This window comes from Arcanobacterium phocae, assembly GCF_900105865.1.
In the GTDB taxonomy this organism is placed as follows: domain Bacteria; phylum Actinomycetota; class Actinomycetes; order Actinomycetales; family Actinomycetaceae; genus Arcanobacterium; species Arcanobacterium phocae.
Window position 1 is genome coordinate 679,420 of sequence record NZ_LT629804.1, and the last position, 22,764, is coordinate 702,183.

Here is a 22,764-nt window from a genome sequence, read left to right on the forward strand (position 1 = left end):
AACCGGCTTTCGACACAGACAAGTTTTGCCTGTGTGGTGTTCGCGCCGCCTACATATCAGGCACCATGTCACCACTAGCTAAAATAGTATCAAAACGTGTGAATGTACATCAAATAATCTGTTTGTTGAGATCAATAGCTTTAATCAAGCTACTAGCGCTTATCTCTGTAATATTGTGCTCTTTCAACTGGTCAAGTACAGGGGAGAGTTCTTCATCGCTTATTGCTCTGTATCTGCGCCTGCATGGGCAATTTAATTCGTACACCCAACGTCCAGCATGTTTTTGGGGTAAAACGCCGTTGAAAAATTGAGACAAGTTGGTAAGCTCAGGCTCTAATGCGATATCCGCGGGGGTTATAATTCTAGGATTATAGAATTTTGCTGGCGTAATGCCGATGATATTGTCTCCCGTTTCAGAGGCTAGGTCGTTTTCATCTACAAGGCCAACATCTAGGGCTTCGGATAAAGGAATGTCATAATCTACATCATGATAACTATCGCTTATGAATATGGTCGTGTCGTCCTCCCCATAGGCTGATCTTTCGACTTTTTTTAAAACAAAATCAGCCGCAATATCGTAAGGAATATTGTCCAGTAGAACTCTCTTGATAGTCTCTTCGTATTCTCGTTTGCGTGGCAGTAAAACAGTTCCCCATGTTTTTGGTTCGAGAGACACTGGGGAAAATAGTGCTAGCCATCTTTTTTCCTTTTTGGAGTGGAAACTACGTTTCGCATTGCAAAATATGGCAATTCCTCCAGATTTTTTCCAGTCATCTGCCGTGGTTGCATAACGGTCTATGTCTTCTAGAAATGCTTCTTCTATCAGTTCTTGAAAGTTATTGAACTCAAACATCGCGCTGTCTCCTCACGCGCGCTCCTGTTGTGGCCTTGAGGAACATAGCGGCCTGTGAAACGTCCTCAGCATGTTTCACTAAATAGTCGCCATCTAAACTTTCCCCATTGTCTATTGTGATATCCACGGGGCATAGCTCCCCGCCGTTACCGCTTGCGTGTGCCACATACCCTAAGGCAATGAGGCCAAAATATTTAAGCCCGCAAACACTGTATGCGTGACCGTCAGGACAACGGGTGTCAGCATTGTAGTTATATTCGTCAAGGTTATCTGGCAGTAGTGCGCGTAGTTCTTCGCGTGGTTGTGTTGGTTCTGTCGTCGTCATAGTAGAGTTCCTTTCTCATTTAGCCTGCTGGCTTGTGGTGTTGTTCTGGTTTTCGTGTTCTCTGCGTTTAGCGTCGAGTGAGGGGATATTCTTTGCCGATTCAAACGCGCTGTTAATCTGATCCACCGCCTGTGCGTTACGCTCTTGCGTGGCCTTGGCATAACGCAACGTCATGTGTGGGGTTGTATGTCCAACAATGGCTTGTACCTTGTATTGCGGTATATCAATATCAAGCATGTTTGTGATCGCTGTACGACGGAAATCATGCGGTGAGAAACTCTCAATACCCACACGTTTAGCGGCGCGCTTTAAGTTGATCTGATAAGTGGACTCAGGCAAGTATGCCCGCCTATTCGTAGACGCATGAAACATGATCCCGTTTAGCCCAACTTGTTGTGCGCGTTCTTTCATCTCAGGAACTAGCACGGTTGGCACTTCCAGCACGCGAACACCGCTAGCAGTCTTAGGGGTATCCAATCGTAAGTTTTCGCCCTGCCCACTAATGGCCTTGTTAATAGAAATCTGCATACGCTCAACGCCGTCTTTATCTTTGTAGAGAATACAATCCCCGCCAGTAAGCGCACGCGCTTCACCAGACCTCAGACCTAACAGGCCAGACAACCGCACTAACAATGACATATATTGGGGTACTTCATCGGCTATAGCCTCTAATTGTGCCCATGTAATAGCCCGCTGCGAACGCTCATGGCCTTTACCTGGCTTAGCACACTCAGGGGCTTTTACTTTCCCCAATAACCCGCGAGTACACGGGTTATGGTCAAGTAATTCATCATCAAACGCCGTAAGAATCACGCTACGGAACAGCTCATAAGACTTTTTACGCGCGCCGGGACTACCGGGACTAAGTACGCTTAACCATTGCCGTATATCTAACGTTGTGATCTGTTTTAACGGCACATTACCCCACCGGGGCAACACATGGTTATCCATGCGCGCTTCTTCAGCACGCCGGGTTGAATACTTCCAAGCACGGGTAGGCAACCAAGAATCACGCACATACTCCCCAAACGTATATGCCTCTGCCCGCGCCCGACGTTCAGCCTCTACGCGCTCGCGGTCTAGCTGTTCGGGGGACTTCCATACGCCGCGTTCTATGTCCGCCTTTACTTGTGCGAGCCATGAGCGCGCCGCGGTCTTGGTAGTGAATGTGGTGGGAGCGTTAATGTAGTTGCGTTTGCCGTCAGTCTTGTAGGGCTGATTTGGGTGTATATATCGGGCTCTATATTTGCCGTTTTTCGTTTTTGGAGTGTCTCCAAATGCTTGAGCTCTAGCCATTTAATGCCCCTTAAAGCTGAGTAGCCATTGAGTAGCGAAACAATATAATTTAATGGTACTACAGGGTAAATGAGAGTAATAGCTAAATAAGATAAATTATTGCTACATCAACGAAAACACGGGAAAACGTTGAAAACTCAAGCCGGCCAAAAAGGCGTACGCGAGGGTTCAAATCCCTCCGCTACCGCCATAGGAATCCCCGGGATATCAACGAAAAGTTGGTTCCCGGGGTTTCTTTTTAGGGATTTGCATACTGTACGCAGGACTAGTTTTCCAGTCGCTGTACGCGGGGCAGCGTCGCCGAATCTCGGCAATAGCGCAAACCTAGACGTATATGGCCTTGGTTTGCGCTATTGCCGTGTTTTGCCTACACCTACGATTCGCCGCAGCACTGGTCGCATCAACCGGGACATCACAATCGTCAGCCCAACAGTCACCATCAGCGATACCACCACAAACACATAGCGGTATTCCGCCCACCCGGCAGACGTCAGCACCATCATCGGCAGCCGCTGCAGCACATAAATCCAAAACAGATTCCGGCCACACCACGCCAACACCGGGCTGTCCAGATGAACCACCATCGTCACCAACACTGCTACTGCGCAATACCACAGTGCCGCCATCTGAAAAACCAAATAATGCATTCCGGCATAATTGTTAACGACGACGAAGCCCGCCGTCGTCGTCACCAATAAAAACAACCAACGCCGCCAAGAATGAGCACCGCGCAACCACTCCTCGACTGGGGCACGATAAGCCGACCAAGCCATACCCAACGGATAGCACAGCGCCGTATTGTATGAATACGTGGCCGAAAAATCCTTCGCCCACCACATGAGCAGACTAAAAGCGAGCGTCACCGCAAACATTGCAGCGAGCGCAAGATGCGGGCACGAACCCACCAGCGAATAAACCACGAACGTCAGCGCATACAACACCAAAATCGCAAAAATATACCACGCCGAATTGCCAACACTCGTCCAACCAGTAAATGCCAACACAACCTGTGCCAGGGTAAAATCCCGACCCAATAGCAAACCAACGAGAGCATAAATTGCTACCACACACGCGAAATTAACCCAAGTTACCCCAAACCGCTTCACCGGAATCGACTGAACATATCCTGGCTTGCGGCGGATAGACTCATGCACCCCGAACCCGGAATAAAACAAAAACAAAGCCACCATGAGCTGACCCAAACCCGTTGCTAAACCAAGCATCCAGCTATCTGCGTGCGGATCAACCGGAATATAGGTGCGCACATGTGCATAAAAAACAATCAAAATAAACAGGCCATTAATGCGCGTTGTGTGAGCATGAGAAATATAGGACTCCACATCCGGTTGGTGCATAATCCGCGCCCGAAAAACCGTTACCGCTAGTAAAGCAACAAGAAAAATATTCACGCACCTAGCCTAAACGACGATTGGCAGGAAACGTCACTCGGGAGAGTCGGTATTGTCGCGTCGTTTCTTAGCTCGGCGGTTGCGGATAATCGCAATGATTCCGGCACTCACTCCGGCTAGCACAGGAAGCCATAGTTTTGGATGAGTAACGAGCCATGATAGCCAGTCTGGGAGCTCCGGGAGATCGGGGAGATCGGGAAGGAAGGAGCTGAGCCAACGGAAAAACTTGACGATTGGAGCCCAGAGCATGGCTAATACGTACGATATTGGTTTCCAGATCTAGCTCAGTAACCAGCCGATTGGCGATAGGAGCGTGCCAACTAGCCACCAAAATGATTGCCATAGCCAAATGACAGGATAGAAGAACCACTGTAAGAAAGATTTTGTGGCATCCCAGTAGGGGTGAAAGAACGCTTCGATAATCGGAAGTACAAGGAGCACAATCCACGCCCACCCAACTTTGCCTAGTCCGATAAGGATAGGAAGGAAAAAGCGTTTGAGAGGAGCAGTTTCTAGCATTTTCTGGCGTTGCTGGGCAGGCTCAGAGTGTGGTTCTGACTCGGGTAGAGTGCTCTTTTCGGGCTGCGGTGAGCGTCGAGTAAACCCGGCAATAGCGCAAACCTCGGCGAATATGGCCTTGATTTGCACTATTGCCGGGTTTAGCTACCGGAAGCCGCGTCTATTAATCGGCATCCTCAATGGACGCGGCGGTTTGAGGTGGTTTTGGGTGTGCAAAACAGCTTGAATATAGGCCTGTGTTGCCTCCCAATCTAGCCAAACCTGGTGATAGCTCAGTCGCACAACGGTGTAGCCGAGCTGAACTTGTTGGGCATCCCGGCGCCGATCTTCATTGACATTAAGGGGTTCGCTGTGGAACGTAGTACTGTCACATTCGATAACGAGCGAACGACCAACCAGCAGATCTACTCGTCCCACTCCCGGAATAACTTTTTGGGCATGGACCATGACGCCCAGTGACTGTAGAAAATTTCGGACTCGTGTTTCGCTACCGGATTGGGCAGTGCTGATTCGGCGCCGGAGAATAGGCTGCTTGCGTTTTTGGGCACTACTAATAATCTGATCCGCCGTGACCAAATCGATTTTGCGTTGGTTTAATGCAGACTCGAGAACTATCAACCCGGTTTCTGCATCGTGGTAGTGAACGATCTGTTCCAACGCTTCGATCAACGAACATACGATGTGCGGGGCTTTACATGGCGGATAGTGCACCCCTAGACGCCCATATCCATCGAGTGCACGGTGAATGATCGCTCCGGCAATAGCCTGTTGGCACGATTTTCGATCGCCGATAAGATGTGGAGTTTTCTCGAACGGAACCCATAATCCCCACTTGCGGGCAGCGGTGCAACAACCGATAAGCATTCCGGAGTTGGCAGCGGTAACTGCTAGTCTGTCTGTCTGTGCAACGGCATACCAGCGGTGTTTAAGCCGAACAAGAACGCCTTGCTCCACGGCACGGCGAAGTTTGCGCTCGCTGGTATTCAACGGAGCGGGCAGCTGCCAACGGCGAAATACCTGTTTTTCCATGTTTTCTAGGGTGCCAGATATAGGCAACAAGGCATCGCGAGCAGTCCACAGTTGTGGATAAGTCGGCTGGCGTCGAGCAAACTCGGCAATAGTGCAAACCGAGGCCATATACGCCGAGGTTTGCGCTATTGCCGGGTTTAGCCCACATCCGCGCCCACAATCCCGTAGGCTATAGGTATGCTTTATCCAATTCACGTCTACGGTTCGCCGGTTCTCCATAAAACCAGCGCAGAAGTAAAGATTTTTGACAGCAAACTTGCCACCTTGGCTGAAGATATGTTCGAAACATGCGAAGTTGCTCCAGGCGTAGGTTTGGCCGCTCCGCAGATCGGCCTTGATCTGGCAATGTTTGTATGGATGTATGACGGTCCAGAACATACTGGCCCGAAACGTGGTGTGGCCATCAACCCTTCGCTCTTGATTGAGCCAGTTGATGTTCTAGAACCAACTGTTTCAGATGAAGAAGGATGCCTATCCTTCCCTGGCTACCAGTACGGCCTGCGCCGCTCGCCACGCGCAGTCTTGCATGCTCAAGACGAAAAAGGCAAGTGGTACGACCTCGAAGCAACCGGCTGGTTCGCCCGCATTTTGCAGCACGAGTATGACCATCTCAAGGGCCGTATTTATGTTGATCGCCTCACTGGTAAACCGGCTCACCAAGTAGAAAAAGTGATGAAGCGCGAGAAGTGGAACGTCCCCGGTATTGTGTGGATGCCTGGTGAAGACGAACTATATGAGGCAAGCGCGGAAGAATTAGCACACCTGGATGAGATGTCGAAGTATTTTGCGGATATTAAAGATGAGCCGCAGCAACCTGACAAAGGGGCGAGCTTCGGTTTATCAAAATGAGTAAGCATTTGACGAGGAAAGGCATCGGCGCGTAAGCTCCGTTGTTGGGCTCCCTAGAAGTCGTTCGAGGTTATTCTCGTGGATTTCTGCAGGGAGCTTTTCCTTATTCTGGCGGCTTGCTGATATAACGCAGTTATCCAGTCAGACCGCTGAAATAGGCAGGGGCTTCGGGCCCACGAACGTGAAGGAGTTAGAGCATGGGCTTCCATATTGGGTTTGACCGTGAAAAGTACATCGAGATGCAGTCCAAGCATATTGTGGAGCGTCGCGCAAAGATTGGCGGCAAACTATATTTGGAGATGGGCGGGAAGCTTTTCGATGATAACCATGCATCGCGAGTTTTGCCTGGGTTTACTCCGGATAACAAGATCGTCATGTTGGAGCAGATTGCCGATGAGGTGGAGATTGTTGTCTGCTTGAATGCGAAGGATTTGCAGCGGCAGAAGATGCGGTCGGACGTGGGGATTACGTACGACGAAGATGTGTTGCGGTTGATTGATATTTTCCGAGAGCGTGGGTTCTTGGTGGAAAATGTGGTGATGACTCAGTTTGAGGAGTCGAATGCGCTCGCGGTGACGTTCATGCAGCGTTTGGAGCGGATGGGCGTGCGGGTGGCTCGTCACCGGATTATTCCGGGCTATCCGTCAAATGTTGATGTGATTGCTTCGGATGAGGGTTTGGGCAAGAACGATTATGTTCAGACGTCACGTGATTTGGTTGTTGTGACGGCTCCGGGGCCGGGTTCTGGCAAGTTGGCTACTTGTTTGTCACAGATTTACCATGAGGCTAAGCGTGGCGTGAAGGCTGGTTATGCCAAGTTTGAGACGTTCCCGATTTGGAATATTCCGCTCGATCATCCGGTGAATTTGGCTTATGAGGCCGCTACTGTGGATTTGGATGATGCGAATTTGATTGATCCGTTCCATCTGGAAGCCTATGGCGAATCGGTTTCTTCGTATAACCGCGATATTGATGTGTTCCCGTTGTTGCACACGTTGTTGCAACGGATTGCGGGTGAGTCGCCGTATAAGAGCCCTACCGACATGGGCGTCAACATGGCTGGTTACTGCATTTCGGATGACGAAGCTGTCCGGGAGGCGTCGCGTCAGGAGATTATTCGTCGTTATTACCAGGCTCGAGTTGAGGAACGTAAGGAAGCGTTGGATTCGACTTTGTCGGATCGCGTTCGTCATATTATGCGTAAGGCTGGGGTGACGACGGCGGATCGGAAGGTGGTTGCGCCAGCACTGAAGCGGGCGCAGGAAACTGGCGGTCCGGCGTCGGCAATCGAATTGCCTGATGGTACGATCATTACTGGTAAGACCACCCCATTATTGGGATGCTCGGCAGGAATGTTGCTGAATGCGCTGAAGCATCTGGCGGGGATCGATCAGGATGCGTTGCTGCTGTCGCCGCAGTCGATTGAGCCGATTCAGGCGCTGAAGACGGAGCATTTGGGTTCGCGTAATCCGCGGCTGCACACCGATGAGGTGTTGATTGCGTTGAGTGTGTCTGCAGGTACGAGCCAGGATGCGCGTAATGCGATGGCGCAGTTGAAGAATCTGAAGCATTGCAATGTTCATGTGACAACGATTTTGGGTTCGGTTGATGAAACTATTTTCCGAAACTTGGGTGTGTATGTGACGACGGAGCCGGTTTTCCAGCGCAAGTCGTTGTACCAGAAGAAGTAGACGGTTGAAGTAGACGGTTGAAGTAATCGGTTGAAGGGAGAGGGAATCATGTCGGTTGGTTTGTCGAGCGAGCAGGTTGCTGAGCGTTGTGCGGATGGCCGGGTGAATACGTTGCCACCGCGCACGGGTAAGACTGTGGCTGATATTGTTCGGTCGAATGTTTTTACGCGGATTAACGCTATTTTGACGGTGTTGTTCGTGATGGTGATGACGACTGGCTCGATTATCAATGCGGCTTTTGGTTTGCTGATCGTGGTGAATTCTGGGATCGGTATTGTTCAAGAGTTGCGTGCTAAACGGACGTTGGATTCCCTCTCCTTGATCGGTGAAGAGCGGCCTCAGGTGTGGCGTGACGGGAAGATTGTTGAGGTGGCTCAAGAGGAGCTGGTTCTTGATGATGTGGTTGCGTTGCGTGCTGGATGTCAGATTGTGGTGGACGGCGAGGTTGTTGATTCTGATGGGTTGAGTGTTGATGAGTCGATGTTGACGGGCGAGTCGGATGCGGTGCGTAAGGCACCGGGCGATGAGATTTTGTCGGGCTCGTTCGTGGTGTCGGGGACGGGCGCTTATCGGGTGAGTAAGGTCGGCGCGGATTCGTATGCGGCGCGCTTAACGGCGGAGGCTTCACGGTTTACGTTGGCGAAATCGGAGTTGCAGGCGGGAATTAATTCGATTCTGAAGTACATTACCTGGGTGCTGATTCCGGTTGGGATTCTCATTATTTATTCGCAGGTTTCGCAGGGGACGAGCGCTTGGGATCAAGTGATTTTGAAGATTACCGGCGCACTAGTTCCGATGGTTCCAGAGGGGTTGGTTCTGATTACCTCGACGGCGTTTGCGCTGGGCGTTATCCGGTTGGGTAAGCGTCAGTGCTTGGTCCAGGAGTTGCCGGCGATCGAGGGGTTGGCTCGCGTTGACGTGGTGTGTGCGGATAAGACGGGTACGTTGACGGAGAACCGGATGGTTTTTGAGTCGTTGCGAGTGTTCGACGACGGCGATGCGCCGGCTGCTCGGGAGGCGTTAGCTCAGTTGGCGGCAGCGGATCGGGATCCTAATTCGACGATGAAAGCAATCGCGCAGGCGTGTGGAGATGTTGAGAAACCGTGGATGGTGGCGAGCCGCCATGCGTTTACGTCGGCAACGAAGTGGTCGGGTGTGTCTTTTGACGGTCACGGTAGTTGGCTGCTGGGTGCTGCTGATGTGCTGGCGGGTGGTACGTCAGCTGCGCACGCGGCAGAGGAGCTGGGTGCTTCGGGCTTACGAGTTGTCATGTTGGCCCGCACCGATCAGCGGGTGAATGACGATACGCAGCTGTCCGACGTCGAACCAGTAGGACTTGTTGTGCTAGAGCAGAAGGTTCGTCCGGATGCTGCTGATACGCTGGCATATTTTGCGGAGCAGGATGTTACGGTCAAGGTTATTTCGGGTGATAATGCGGCGTCGGTTGGGGCTGTGACTCGCAAGCTTGGTATGGATGCCGGGCAAACGGTTGATGCACGCACGTTGACGGCTGATGATTTTGACCAGCAGGTGGCAGACCATCTTGTCTTTGGTCGGGTGACACCGGATCAGAAGCGGAAAATGGTTGGTTCGTTGCAGCAGGCCGGGCATACGGTGGCGATGACTGGTGATGGTGTGAATGATGTGTTGGCGTTGAAGGATGCCGACATCGGGGTGGCGATGGGTTCGGGATCGCCTGCTACTCGGTCGGTTGCCAAAATTGTGTTACTTGACGATAAGTTTGCAACTTTGCCGTATGTGGTTGCTGAGGGGCGCCGGGTGATTGGCAATATCGAGCGGGTTGCTAACCTATTTTTGACCAAAACTATTTATTCAGCAGTGCTGGCTATGTTGGTGATCATTTCGGCCGTGCCGTTTCCGTTCCAGCCGATCCATGTGACTATTACGGGATGGTTTACGATTGGTGTTCCGGCGTTTTTGCTCTCGTTGCCGCCGAATAATCAGCGGGCGCGTAGTGGCTTTGTGCAGCGCGTGCTGTGGTTTGCAGTACCAGCTGGTTTAGTCGTTGGTGCTAGTGCGTTTACGACTTTTGTAATGGTTGCGCAGGGTAACTTTGATGAGATGTTTGTGCAGAGTTCGACGGCGGCATTGGCGGCTTTGATTATTCCGTCTACGTGGGTTCTGGCTTGCGTAGCGCGGCCGTGGTCGTGGTGGAAGATCGGTCTGATTGTTTTGCCGCTTGTGGGTTATGGTCTTATTTTTAGGTGGCGCTTTACTCAAGATATTTTCATGCTGGATTCATCGAATAGCAGCGCTATGTGGTGGGCGGTTGTTATTGGCCTGATAGCTGCCGGGATTATCGAATTGCTGTGGTGGGTTGTGAAATATTGGTTGGGAGAACCTGTGGTGTTATGGAGAAATGATCCACTTGTTGATCAGCACTAAAACTTTCAGATAATTCCCAGCCCCTGCGCATAAGTTTTAGAGGGATGGCTGGTTAGATAGAAACATCTGAAGGAACTTCTTAGTGTGTAACTCCTGAAGAATGCGGAAAGTGAATATCTGACAGTTGATTGGTTCGATGGTTTGTGCGCCTTGACCCTAGTTGATTGACTGTCATTGTGAAAGTGAGCGACTCTCGTGTAGATAGTCGCTCACTTTCCATATGTGTCTTATATGTAGTTCCACGAATAGCTGATAAAGCCGAGTTACATTTTTGCCTTAGATAGACTGAAAGTAGTGCTCGTCTTTTATCATCAACAAAACTCATGGCGAGCTGAGTGCCGTGAAAGGTTGTGTTTTATGTTTAATATCATCGGAACGATTATTTTTGGTGCGGTGATTGGCTTTCTCGCGAAGTTCTTTAAGGGGGCCAACTTATCTGTAGTAGCAACCTTTACACTCGGTGTTGTGGGAGTGGTTCTAGGTAATCTGGTGCTGTCTGCTTTCGGGTACCCAATTGATACGCCTGGAATCGACTGGATTCGCTGGGTAGTCTGTACTGTTACTGCCATGGTCGCTATTGGATTCTATGCGGGTAGTCAGATGAAGAAGTGATGTGAGGCGTGGGTGGGATGTTAGGGGTGAACGGTCTTGACATTCCAGCATTTATCAGATGTGATTTAAGACTGTTTTTGTTGAATGTTGCAATACTATGTCTCGTAAAAGGAGTGCGTGTCCTTTATGTCTTGACATGATGTCAAAAAAGTCATTGCGGTATGTAAATGAATGTCATAGGGTGAGAGTAGTTCTAAAAAATCAAAGCGGGCTATGAGGGTCCGGACAGGGAAGAGGGGCATCGGTGAGTCAACTCCGATATATTAAAAAAGCTGCTGGCGCAGTTTTAGCTGCGAGCGTTTCGCTAGCTGGCGTAATGGCAGCAATGCCTGTGGCGAGCGCGGCAGTGGATGATGGGTCAAGTGCTTTTACGAGCAATAAGAACGCGAAATTTGCTAATGAGATTTTCTTTTTCGACTTTGGCAAATTAGCTTCAGGTGAGGATCGTAAAGATTCTTGGGGTACTGAATCTACTGAGAACAATGAAGCGAACTTTTCAGGAAAAAGAATTAAAGATGGAGATTTTTACACCTATTCGTCTACAGACGGTTTGCCGGCGGGGTTAGAAGTTAAGGTTTCTGTTACAAACGTTCAAGCCATGTATGATGAAGCCACCGATCGGCATGGGAAAAAGCTAGATGATGGTCTGTGGGCGCGCACGGTTAGTTGGAATGATTTTTTCCGTCCCTTTGACGTAGATCCGCAAAATGGTCGGCACGCTCAACGAAAAGAGTGGTTTGATGACGGAGTCTTATATCCGAGTGATAAAGGTACAAATTGGTTAATTAGCCAGTATATAGATCCATCGCGTTTTGATAATAATCCACATAATGTGGGCAATCAAGGCTACAGATTTTCACTTTCCGTTGAGGGGAAACTGAACGGGAAGAGAATCCCACTTGATTTAATTGCAAGCGACGGCGAGTCTACGGGAATCCGGGTTGAGGAGCATTCGAATCCATATGGTGAGCGTTTCCCTGAAGATAAAAAAGAAGATGGAGTAGTGCGTAAAGGTGGAGCTCCTGAGAATCTAGGAATGGTAACTAATTCTCCTAATGGGTGGGAGGCTATTCAAGACTTAGTAGGTGAGTATCAAGGAAAAACACGCTATTATTTTGTGGATGACCAGCCAAAGGTCCCAACTGAAGTTCCGAAGGGGAAAACTCCTTATCCTGAGATTAATGTTCCCAAAGGTGCCGCGTGGAGCCAAGCTAACGGTGATAAATCCTATGGTTGGGTGGATACTGAGCTAACTGAAACTCCGGGACCTTGGAAAGAGATTCCACAAGCACAACCTCTTCTGGTTTCGCGTGGAGCGACAGAAATTGCTGTCGAACTAAATAATTTAGCTCGTGGTAAAACAGGCTCGCGACAAGGGATTGTTGCTGGAATCTTCTTGCCAACAGATCAAGGGGATGCACCTGAAAGTTATGGGGAAGCTAGCCATATCCTCTCCAACTGGGAAGTTACTGGGCAGCCAAAAGGCGAAGGTGTGCAAGCTCCAGACGTCAAATTTAATGATGGTAACTTTGTTGGATCTAAGTCAGCAGAAAAAGATGGCGGAAAAAATTGGAACGCGATAGGGAAGTCTGCGACGGCAGATGGAGACGCTGAAGAAGACGTCAACCCGAAAGCTTTTAAAGAAGGTTTTGAAACCGATGGGAAAGTGACGATCCCAGTTACTGCCAAAAATGCAGATGTCGTTGCGTGGGTAGACACAAATAACAACGGAAAATTTGATAACGATGAGCGTCGTGTTGCAACTGTTGAAGACGGGAAAGCAACTTTTGACTGGAGCGGTAAAAATCTAGATCCAGGCACGAACTACTACGCACGCATACGAGTGGGACGAGACGGAGTTAATAAGGATTCATTAACTAGCCCAACTGACACAGTTGTCGGTGGTGAAGTAGAAGATCTAAAATTCACAGTGTCGAAACATCCCAGCGTGTCTTTGGGTGATCGTGTTTGGTTTGATAAGGATCGTGATGGTCTTCAGGGTGCTGGTGAGTCTGGTGTTCCTGGTGTGAAGGTTTCTTTGCTTGATGGTGCTGGTAAGCCGGTTGTTAAGCCTGGTACTGATAAGCCTTATGTGGTTGTGACTCTTGAGGATGGTAAGTACTTGTTTGAGGGTCTTGCTAAGGGTGAGTATCGGGTGAAGTTTGATTACTCTGATGCTAAGTTGCCTGAGGGTTTGACTGTTGAGGGCTTTACGAAGTTTGTTAAGGCTGATCGTGTTCAGATTGGTTTTAAGAATTCTGATGTTCGTGGGTCTGAGGGTTTGACGGATGTTATTGATCTGACTGCTGATCGCAAGGATATTGATGCTGGTTTAGTTGCTAAGGCTGAGTCGGTTGTGTCTTTGGGTGATCGTGTTTGGTTTGATAAGGATCGTGATGGTCTTCAGGGTGCTGGTGAGTCTGGTGTTCCTGGTGTGAAGGTTTCTTTGCTTGATGGTGCTGGTAAGCCGGTTGTTAAGCCTGGTACTGATAAGCCTTATGTGGTTGTGACTCTTGAGGATGGTAAGTACTTGTTTGAGGGTCTTGCTAAGGGTGAGTATCGGGTGAAGTTTGATTACTCTGATGCTAAGTTGCCTGAGGGTTTGACTGTTGAGGGCTTTACGAAGTTTGTTAAGGCTGATCGTGTTCAGATTGGTTTTAAGAATTCTGATGTTCGTGGGTCTGAGGGTTTGACGGATGTTATTGATCTGACTGCTGATCGCAAGGATATTGATGCTGGTTTAGTTGCTAAGGCTGATGTTCCTACTCCGCAAGATCCTAAACCTGTTGATCCAAAGATCAACAAGCCGTCGACAGGCGCCCGAACTGGTCTTGCCAAAACCGGATTGGGCCTGAATTCTCTGGCGTTGTTTGCTCTTAGTTGCATAGCACTAGGTGGCATCTCTATCGCTCGACGTGGACGTTCGGATAGTTAATGTCCATAATCTGAACTCAGTTTTCTAACTGAACAGCGACTCCTCGAATGAAATCATTTGGGGAGTCGCTTTTTAATGCGCAACTCGAACACCTTTAATTAACTTGTGTTGGTTGTTAGGTTTCTGAGCTGCAGTGGGAACTGTGTTCAAAAAAGAATGTTCATTTAGTTTTTGCTCAGTATCTGTAATTTTGCGAAATCTCTTTCATGTGGCATTTGTGAGATGTCTGCTGACTGGATGACGTAATATACGAACAAGACAATGGTGTTTAAATAAGGAGTTCTATTATGAGGATTGCCTCGAAGCTCATTGCTACTGTGGCAACTGCAGGCTTGTTGCTACTGCCAGCGTTGCCGGCTTATGGAGCAGAGGAAGGATCAGCCCCAGAGTTAACCCCAGGTTCGCAGCAGGTCGTCACACAAAGCAATATCGGTATGGCCAAAATAATACTGAATGCGCCAGAAAAAGGTGATGCATACAGTAAGGGAGAAAAAATCGAAGCAAAGCTACGCTTCGAATCTGGACTCCACACGAAAGTTCATATCGTTGGATCATCAAAAACATTTACGGGGTCAGAAAATTGCAACTGGTCTAATTTTCCGGCAGCAGAGCATGGTGGGCGATTTGATTGTAAGGTGGGAGCACAGCAATTCAAAGAGATTCCTTCCTACATTGTCACTGAAGCTGATGAAGAGCGTGGCTGGGTAACTCTCGATTTCACGTTCACTGCCAACTCGATCTCTGATAGTTCAAGCGAAGGTTCGGTGACAGTCACTAAGAGCGTCAAGGTATATAAGTCAGGTGAAGCAGAATCTGTTCCGGAAGATCCGTATCGCGATATTCTTTTGGCAAAACCCGGATCCTTTGGCTATACCTGTCATCGGATCCCGGCATTAGCCAAGGTGCAGGGGCGTCTGATCGCAGCGTGGGATGGCCGTCCGGGGAGCTGTCAAGATGCACCAAATCCAAACAGCATCATTATGAGATATTCAGATGATAATGGGAAGAGCTGGAGTGGTGTCCAGACTATTGCTCAAGGAAAACTAGGACCACAAAAGTATGGTTATTCTGACCCGTCTTTTGTTGTTGACGAAGAAACAGGTACTATTTTTGCTTTCTTTGTGAAGAGTTTCGACGCCGGTATTGCGGCTTCTGAGCAAGGAACAAACCCAGGTCAGCGCAGCGCTATCCACACCGTCTATACGAAGTCGGATAATAAAGGGCAAACATGGTCTGAACCAGTATTGGTTACTGAGCAGGTATCTGAGGGGCAACGCCAGGCAGGGCGTTTTGCAGCATCTGGACAGGGCATCCAGCTCAAATATGGCAAGTTTAAGGGGCGATTGATTCAACAGTACACGGTTGTTAATGATGGAAATTGGAAGTTGGGTAAGCACCAAGCAGTTTCATTGTATTCTGACGATCACGGTGAAACGTGGCAAGTTGGTACCCCTGTTGGCGGTAGCCATGGCGCCAAGATGGATGAGAACAAAGTAGTAGAGCTGTCTGATGGACGTGTTCTTCTTTCTTCGCGTCCGTACGAAGCGGGCTGGGGTGGTCGCCATTACGCTATTTCCGACGACGGCGGACAGAACTATACTCTGGACCAGTCGAATGATCAGCGACTGAAGGATCCGCGCAACAACGCATCGATTTTGCGCGCCTTCCCGGATGCCCCAATGAATTCTGCACGAGCTAAGATACTGTTCTCCTCACATGCGAATAGCACAACGAATCGGCAAGACGGCGTTGTTAGCTACAGTTTCGACGATGGCAAGACGTGGGGTGATTCCCCGCTGTTTAAATCTGGAGCTATGTCATATTCGACTATGACACCGCTTGGAGATGGTGAATTTGGAATCCTGTATGAAGGTGACAATACAACCATCATGTTTAAGAAAGTTGATTTTGCATGGTTAGGCCTGAATCAACAACTTTCTCTGTTATCAGATGTTGTTAAAGCCGAGACGGATGCTGCTATGCTCACCGACCAAGTAGCTCAAAAAGATAAAGAACTGGGAGCTAAGAACGCAGAACTAAGGAAAGCTTCGGAAGAAAAAGCTCAACTGGAATCTGACAAGGCACAGTTGGTAGCAACCAAGGCGAAGCTTGAAGCTGATAATGCAAAGCTCGTTGCCGAAAAAGCAACTTTGGAAGCTGACAAAGCGCAAGCCCAGTCAGATTTAGCTGCAGCTGAAGCAAAGGTTGCGAAGCTTGAAGCTGATTTAGCTACGGCACAAGGTGATGCGAAGAAATTAACAGCCAATCTAGCCCGTGCCGAAGCAGCGAAGGTTGAGTTTGCTAAGAAGTTTGAAGAAAAGAGCGCGAAGCTCGATAAGAAGATTGCGGACCTAGAAAACAAGAAGCAAGAACTTCAAACTGATAACGATAAGGCGGTAACAGATCTGAAGGTAGCCCAGGATAAGATATCGCAATTGGAAGAGCGGAATAAGGCTCTTGTTGAGCAAAAAGAGGAGTTAGAAAAGGAAATCAAGGAGCTGAAGAATAAGCCAGAAGTCTCGTTCGATGCACCAAAGCTAACGCCAGCAACACCGATTAAGACGAATCCGGACCAGCCAGAACAGAAACCTGTTGTTGCGATCAGCTCAGATTCTATTGAGCCCGGTAGTGACGTTGTCTTCACTGCAACCGGTTTCCAGCCGGGTGAAGAGATTACGTTTAGTGTCCATTCGAATCCAGTGGTAGTTGGATCTGTGAAGGCAAATCCGCAAGGAATAGCTACCATAACATGGCATGTTCCAACGGATTTCGTCGTGGGTAATCATCATGTTGAAGCTCGTGGTAAGAAGGTGGTCGCTACTGCTGAGCTGACGGTTGTCTCTGGCAACAAGAAAGCTCCGCAAGAGCCACAGAAGGTAGCTGCTATTAAGAACGAAAACGTATTGGCCAAAACCGGTGCCCAGGTGGTCATCTCAGCAGGAATTGTGGTTCTCCTGTTGAGCCTTGGTTCTGCTTCGTTAGCTGCTCGACGGCGGTCAAATTCCTAACTGTGTATAACCGGTAGGTACTGTGTCCTCGATGGCTCCCTAGCCATCGAGGACACAGCTACCTTGATGGTGTAATGTATGGCGGAAAACATCGATCTATTGTTCTGCCGGCTGTTGTGTTCTATTATCCAGTTATGAACCCTCTGAGTAGCCGCGATATTCAATCTCTTGATGCGGCCAAATTGTATTACTCGGGGTTGAATCAGGAACAAGTTGCCCAGCGTCTTCACGTATCTCGGCCTACAGTGTCAAAACTTTTAGCTCATGCAAACGCCCAAGGTTTTATTGAGGTGCGGGTACTTGATCCGCGTGAACAAGATGAATTACTGGTTGCTGAATTGCAACGTCGCTATCATTTGCTAGACGCTGTTTTAGTGAGTCCGGCACGTTCTGGAGCAGACGCGATGCGAGATGCGCTAGGACGGGCTGGCGCACACCTGGTAGGTTCGCTAGTACGTGATGGTGACACTATTGGGTTGGTTCCTTCACGGACGATGAGTACAGTTGCGGATTATCTTGAACCGCGTCCACGCCGGAATGTCGATGTCATTCAGCTCAGTTGCGGATTATCTGATCCGGCACCACGCCCTGGACGTCCTAGCACTCTGGAACGATTCGCGGCTGCATTCAGTGCACGATGTTACGACCTGTCAGCGCCGACTTTTTTGGCGTCTGTTCCATTGCGAACACGGGTTACCCAGACTCCGCACGTACGCCGAGTGCTGGACGCAGGTGTCCATGCTCGTATCGCAGTCTATACGGTTGGTGATGTAAGAACGAACCGGGAATTAATCAATGCGAGCCCGCTGTCTCTTCACGAAAAAGAGATTATTTTTTCGCGTTCTGTTGGCGATATTTGTGCTCGATTTGTTGATCGTGAGGGTCGAATTTGTTTACCGGATCTCAATAATCGCACTGTCGGAATTACGTTGCCGCAGTTGCGTCATAAAGAACAAAAGATTCTTGTGGCTGGGGGTACGGAGAAAGCCGACGTCGTTAAAGCGGCTCTCGAACATGGCTACGTCAATAGATTAGTGACAGACGTACACACTGCCCGGTATATCGTCGGCACAAATGTTCCATTCAAGCACGAACGCTCTAAAAAATAGCTTAAATACAGCCTAAAATACTTAGTATTCGTTGCTATAGCAACGTTTTTGTGGCGGAACAATCGTTACTTGTAGTGGTTCCCTGCTCGTTATCGAAAAGCTAGATTAAAGGTAATCCACATCATAAGTTCAATGACGAACTCCATGAAAGGTTTACCAATGGCTACCAATTCTTCCTTTGGACTAATAAAAGATCCTACGGTGCAACAACCAGACGGGTACTTAAATAAAACCCCAATCCTGCAATACATTTTACTATCCATCTGCTTCCCCATGTGGGGTGCAGCAGCATCTCTTAACGACGTCCTAATTACCCAATTCAAATCAATCTTTGAATTATCAGACTTCGCATCCGCCTTTGTTCAGTCAGCGTTTTACGGCGGCTATTTCCTACTCGCCATCCCAGCCTCGCGTGTGATTGGCAAATGGACCTATAAGTCTGGTCTGCTCGTAGGACTCAGTTTCTACATCATCGGCTGCATGCTGTTCTTCCCGGCCTCACACATGGCAACATATACTGTTTTCCTAGCAGCATTATTTGCGATCGCTGTAGGTCTATCCTTCCTCGAGACGTCAGCAAACACCTATTCGTCAATGATCGGCCCGCGCAAATATGCAACATTACGCCTCAACATTTCACAAACGTTCTACCCGCTAGGATCAATTTTCGGCATCTTGCTTGGCAAGTACCTCATCTTTACCGAGGGTGAATCGCTCGGAAAACAACTCGATTCACTCACTGGAGTTGAACGGCAACAATTTGCTGAAGACATGCTTCAGCGCACCCTTGGACCGTACCGCTGGATCATTGTAGTCTTGGCAGTCCTGATGCTTGTTATCGCTATTACCCAATTCCCGCATTGCAAGCCACTATCGAACAATAAAGAGGTCAAAGCCTCGATTGGTGAGACGCTGCGCTACTTAGCTGGAAACCGCACTTTTGCTACCGGTATTTTTACCCAATTCATGTATGTTGGCATGCAAACTGCAGTGTGGTCGTTCACTATTCGTCTCGCGTTAAACCTCGATGAATCCATCAACGAACGTACCGCATCAAACTATATGATTTGGGCATTCGTGGCTTTCTTTATCGGAAAGTTCGTAGCAAACATTCTGATGACCAAGTTCAACGAAAACCTTGTTTTGATCGGCTATTCAATATGTGGTGTTGCCGCTCTTATTTGGGTCATCACAGTTCCTAATATGACCGCAGTGTATGCCGCCATTCTGACGTCTGGTTTGTTTGGTCCCTGCTGGGCAACCATCTATGCTCGTACCCTTGACTCGATCAAAGACAAGCGACACACCGAAACCGGTGGTGCGGTTATCGTCATGTCCATCATCGGCGGTGCTGTTATCCCAGTTATTCAGGGCCTGGTCTCAGATACCACAGGTTCGATGCAGCTTGCGTTCTCGGTGTCGCTGGTGTGCTTCGTCGTCGTTCTTCTTTACTTCGTCAAACAACACCGTGCCGAAAAAACTACCCAAACAATTGAAAGGTGAGAAAAATGATTACTGTTCCATTGCATCGTCACCAGTTTAGTGAGCGCACAACTACTATTATCGAAAGTCATGACATTATTGTTCGAGCCTTCCGTTACCCGTCTGGAGTCGAATCGCTCCGACTAGAAAACAGCCGCGGGTATGTTGAAGTTCTTCCGTTTATGGGCCAGATCATTTGGGACGCGGAATTTGACGGAACGTCTTTACGGATGACGAATATGTTTAGTCAGCCTAAACCATGCCAGGAAATCGTTGATACCTACGGGTGCTTTGCGTTCCATTCCGGTCTGCTCGCCGCTGGCTGTCCATCGCCAGAAGACGATCACGTTCTTCACGGTGAATTCCCGTGTTCAACAATGGATGATGCCTGGTTAGAAGTCGACGACGACGGCGCAGTTCGCATCGTGTCAAGCTACGAATACGTGCAAGGCTTTGGTCATCACTATCGGGCCGTACCTCACGTTGAACTACGGCCAGGATCGTCGATGTTCGACATCGGAATGGAAATAACGAATTTGTCGAAGTATGCTCCGATGCCACTGCAATACATGTGTCACATGAATTACGCATTCGTGGAGAACGGAGTGATGACAGAAACTCTTCCTGACGATGCGTTCAAGCTACGAACAACAGTTCCAGCGCATGTTCATCCAACTCCGCGCTGGACCGAACTCAATGAACAGATTCTTGATGGTCGCATCGATGGATCTTCACTAGCTTACGCGAAAGAATTTGACCCAGAAATTGTTTTCTTTGCTGATGATTTACCCCAATACGGTGAACATTTAGGATTCGAACTCGCGGGTGAAAACGGCGTCGTCTTCCGCACCGAATTTGACTCGTCACAGTTCCCGGTAGCAACACGCTGGGTGCTTTATAACGCGGATCAGCAAGTGGCCGCATTTGTTCTCCCCGGAACGTCCCGGCCAGAAGGCTTCTTGGCAGCAAAGGAAGCTGGTACGCTCATTGAGTTAGCAGCTGGAGAAACGCGTAAATTTATCGTCACCACAGGAATTAAGGAGTAAATATGGATATCGCAGTCATCGGATCCAACATGGTTGATTTGATTACCTATATCGACCGTATGCCAGCTGAAGGTGAGACGCTTGAAGCACCAGATTTCAAGATGGGGTGTGGTGGTAAAGGAGCAAACCAAGCAGTGGCAGCTGCCCGGCTTGGTTCTGAAGTGCTGATGGTGACTCGTGTTGGCAACGATATTTTTGCAGATAATACGGTTTCGAATTTTGAAAAGAATGGAATCGATACCCGGTATGTCATGCGAACCGAAGGCAGTTCTGGTGTGGCACCAATTTTTGTAGATGCCGAATCGCATAATTCGATCCTGATTATCAAAGGAGCAAACGCCCAGCTTTCATCGGCAGATATCGATAGTGCAGCAGCTGATATAGCACAGTGCAAACTGATTGTACTGCAGCTCGAAGTTCCACTAGAAACAGTCTATGCTGCGATCCGATTTGGCAAGAAACATGATATTCCAGTTCTACTCAATCCGGCGCCGGCGCAGCCAAACCTAGTGCTCTCTGATGTTAAAGATTGTGAGTACTTTATGCCGAACGAATCTGAGCTCTCACTATTGACAGGTATGCCAGTCGATACCCTTGACGACGTGCGCAATGCGGCTTCAGCTCTCTTAGAAGCAGGCATGAAGAATGTTATTGTCACGCTGGGGTCGCGGGGCGTTTTGTGGATGGCAGACGGGGTCGATGAGCTCCTTCCTGCGTGCGACGTCCAACCCCGCGATACTACAGGCGCAGGGGACGCGTTTATTGGATGCTTCAGCCATTACGTCGTCGAAACTGGTGATGTCCGGTTGGCTCTTGAAAAAGCTAACCGGTATGCGGCTGACTCGGTGACTAAGCTAGGCACTCAAACCTCCTACGCTACAGCGGAAGAATTTATCAAACTGTAGACATAGGTAAGGGGGCCGGACGATGACCATCGTCCGGCCCCACCCATAGAATATGAAAGTTCACCGCATAGTTCGTGCGTTATAAAGCTTAACTTTAGGTTCGCCTTTTTCAATGCTGATGTAACCTTCGAAAACAAATTCGATTTCTTTGGCTTCTGGATCCTCATTAAACGGAGTCGGATTCGGCTTGATCCGGATTGTCCCCTGACCCGAAGTGAAGTCATAATCTCCCATGTGCTCGATAGTAGTAATCGGAGTTACAGGTTCAAGCAATGCTAAGTTCTTGTTTCTAACGGCATAGGGGCATACCTGATCTAAGTTTCCTTCGATGGAAGCACAGCGGTCATACTGCTTTTTCACTGTATCAAGAACAAAAGTTTCTGCAGCGTCAGTGAGCTGAGCATCCATGTCGATGTATTCATTCTTCGCATCAACTGAAAGAGTTTCTTTAGCTGCCAGATACTTTGAATCGCTCGATTCAGTTATTGTATAGATTCCAGGATAGACATATATCTTGGTACGGTAAGAATCTTGTTCAACTTCTGCGTCGGTGTTTCCAATGCTGATTCCCGGAAGCTTGGTATTTACTGTTACCGACCGGATGAGCGGGGTCTTGATATCCCATGTGTGAAGAATGAGCTTCTCGTTTTTGCCTGGCGTAGCGATGAAGTAACTGCTGTGACGTACGCCGTCAAGACTATATGTGGCCTCTACTACCGCAGAAGATTTATCACCGAGATAACGAGAGGCAGCAATATCAGTAGACAGATTAGTTGACAGTGCATCGATGATTTCGTAGCGGCGCTGATCGATTTCATCTGACGAAAGCTCATGAATGTCGACAACTTTGATTCGTTGATCGGCGTTCTTCAACACGTCATCAGTAAGGAAGGTTCGATCACCATTTGCGATACCTGGATCAACGATGGAATTCGCTTGATCTGCCTTCCCCGCTGAGATAGCGCTTAAATACGAGCGAACTTGAGCTTCGGGAGTGCGATTGTGGTTGACAATCGCAGCGAAAATGAAACCAGCTGCTACGAGTACAACAACGCTAAGTACTCCGATAATGATCAAGAGACGGCGCTTCTTTTGTTTTGGAGTGAGTGGGACACGTGGTGCTGGTGCTGGCGCTGGTACCGGCGCCGGTGGAATGAACTGCCCCTGTTGCGGTGGCATTTGCTGGGTACTTGCTGGAGGCGGGGTTACCGCAGCTGGAGTCGTTACTTCGTCATCAAAGCTAGGAAAATCATTCATGAGGTATTACTTCGTGTGTAGAGAATGGAGGAA

18 protein-coding genes are annotated in these 22,764 nt (G+C 48.9%); 10 read left to right on the forward strand and 8 right to left on the reverse strand.

Annotation, left to right across the window (positions count from 1 at the left end; all coding sequences use genetic code 11):
• Positions 1–109: 109 nt before the first annotated feature.
• The 7 genes from BLT51_RS02865 to BLT51_RS02895 form a co-directional block, all read right to left on the reverse strand.
• Positions 110–853: a hypothetical protein gene (locus tag BLT51_RS02865; protein WP_091279682.1), complete on the reverse strand. Its 744-nt coding sequence runs from the start codon at positions 851–853 to the stop codon at positions 110–112.
• On the reverse strand, positions 846–1,178 hold the full coding sequence (locus BLT51_RS02870) for a hypothetical protein (protein WP_091279687.1): 333 nt from the start codon (positions 1,176–1,178) through the stop codon (positions 846–848). The genes BLT51_RS02865 and BLT51_RS02870 overlap by 8 nt, the downstream gene beginning before the upstream one ends.
• A gap of 15 nt (positions 1,179–1,193) precedes the next feature.
• Positions 1,194–2,474, reverse strand: a complete 1,281-nt coding sequence (locus BLT51_RS02875) for a tyrosine-type recombinase/integrase (RefSeq protein ID WP_091279691.1) — start codon at positions 2,472–2,474, stop codon at positions 1,194–1,196.
• 350 nt (positions 2,475–2,824) lie between these two features.
• Positions 2,825–3,883, reverse strand: a complete 1,059-nt coding sequence (locus tag BLT51_RS02880) for an acyltransferase family protein (protein WP_091279694.1) — start codon at positions 3,881–3,883, stop codon at positions 2,825–2,827.
• Between the two features lie 33 nt (positions 3,884–3,916).
• Positions 3,917–4,132, reverse strand: coding sequence for a hypothetical protein (locus BLT51_RS02885; protein WP_091279697.1), 216 nt, complete (start codon positions 4,130–4,132; stop codon positions 3,917–3,919).
• Between the two features lie 30 nt (positions 4,133–4,162).
• The gene (locus tag BLT51_RS02890; protein WP_091279700.1) at positions 4,163–4,531 is read right to left on the reverse strand and encodes a hypothetical protein; all 369 of its coding nucleotides are present in this window, start codon (positions 4,529–4,531) and stop codon (positions 4,163–4,165) included.
• A 15-nt stretch (positions 4,532–4,546) separates the two neighbouring features.
• Positions 4,547–5,539 (reverse strand): endonuclease domain-containing protein, encoded by a 993-nt coding sequence (locus BLT51_RS02895; protein ID WP_091279703.1) that lies wholly within the window; start codon positions 5,537–5,539, stop codon positions 4,547–4,549.
• Between the two features lie 69 nt (positions 5,540–5,608).
• Between BLT51_RS02895 and def the strand changes: the two genes are divergently transcribed.
• From def to rbsK, 10 genes are all read left to right on the forward strand, one after another.
• Positions 5,609–6,280 (forward strand): peptide deformylase, encoded by a 672-nt coding sequence (gene def / locus BLT51_RS02900; protein ID WP_091279706.1) that lies wholly within the window; start codon positions 5,609–5,611, stop codon positions 6,278–6,280.
• A 197-nt stretch (positions 6,281–6,477) separates the two neighbouring features.
• Positions 6,478–7,971: a DUF1846 domain-containing protein gene (locus BLT51_RS02905; RefSeq protein ID WP_091279709.1), complete on the forward strand. Its 1,494-nt coding sequence runs from the start codon at positions 6,478–6,480 to the stop codon at positions 7,969–7,971.
• A 48-nt stretch (positions 7,972–8,019) separates the two neighbouring features.
• Positions 8,020–10,377, forward strand: a complete 2,358-nt coding sequence (locus BLT51_RS02910; RefSeq protein WP_091279712.1) for an HAD-IC family P-type ATPase — start codon at positions 8,020–8,022, stop codon at positions 10,375–10,377.
• A 357-nt stretch (positions 10,378–10,734) separates the two neighbouring features.
• Complete coding sequence (locus BLT51_RS02915) at positions 10,735–10,989, forward strand: GlsB/YeaQ/YmgE family stress response membrane protein (protein WP_091279716.1); 255 nt, start codon at positions 10,735–10,737, stop codon at positions 10,987–10,989.
• A gap of 244 nt (positions 10,990–11,233) precedes the next feature.
• Complete coding sequence (locus tag BLT51_RS02920; protein ID WP_157672878.1) at positions 11,234–13,924, forward strand: SdrD B-like domain-containing protein; 2,691 nt, start codon at positions 11,234–11,236, stop codon at positions 13,922–13,924.
• 287 nt (positions 13,925–14,211) lie between these two features.
• Entirely contained in the window at positions 14,212–16,932 is a 2,721-nt protein-coding gene (locus tag BLT51_RS02925) for a sialidase family protein (protein ID WP_091279719.1), read from the forward strand.
• 134 nt (positions 16,933–17,066) lie between these two features.
• Complete coding sequence (locus BLT51_RS02930; RefSeq protein WP_172801306.1) at positions 17,067–18,041, forward strand: sugar-binding transcriptional regulator; 975 nt, start codon at positions 17,067–17,069, stop codon at positions 18,039–18,041.
• Positions 18,042–18,200: 159 nt separating this feature from the next.
• Positions 18,201–19,544: an L-fucose:H+ symporter permease gene (fucP, locus tag BLT51_RS02935; protein ID WP_231943975.1), complete on the forward strand. Its 1,344-nt coding sequence runs from the start codon at positions 18,201–18,203 to the stop codon at positions 19,542–19,544.
• A gap of 5 nt (positions 19,545–19,549) precedes the next feature.
• Entirely contained in the window at positions 19,550–20,569 is a 1,020-nt protein-coding gene (locus BLT51_RS02940; protein ID WP_091279728.1) for an aldose 1-epimerase family protein, read from the forward strand.
• A 2-nt stretch (positions 20,570–20,571) separates the two neighbouring features.
• Entirely contained in the window at positions 20,572–21,474 is a 903-nt protein-coding gene (rbsK, locus tag BLT51_RS02945; protein WP_091279731.1) for a ribokinase, read from the forward strand.
• A gap of 60 nt (positions 21,475–21,534) precedes the next feature.
• On the opposite strand, the gene BLT51_RS02950 is transcribed toward rbsK, so the two are convergent.
• Entirely contained in the window at positions 21,535–22,731 is a 1,197-nt protein-coding gene (locus BLT51_RS02950) for a zinc ribbon domain-containing protein (RefSeq protein ID WP_091279733.1), read from the reverse strand.
• Between the last annotated feature and the right edge of the window lie 33 nt (positions 22,732–22,764).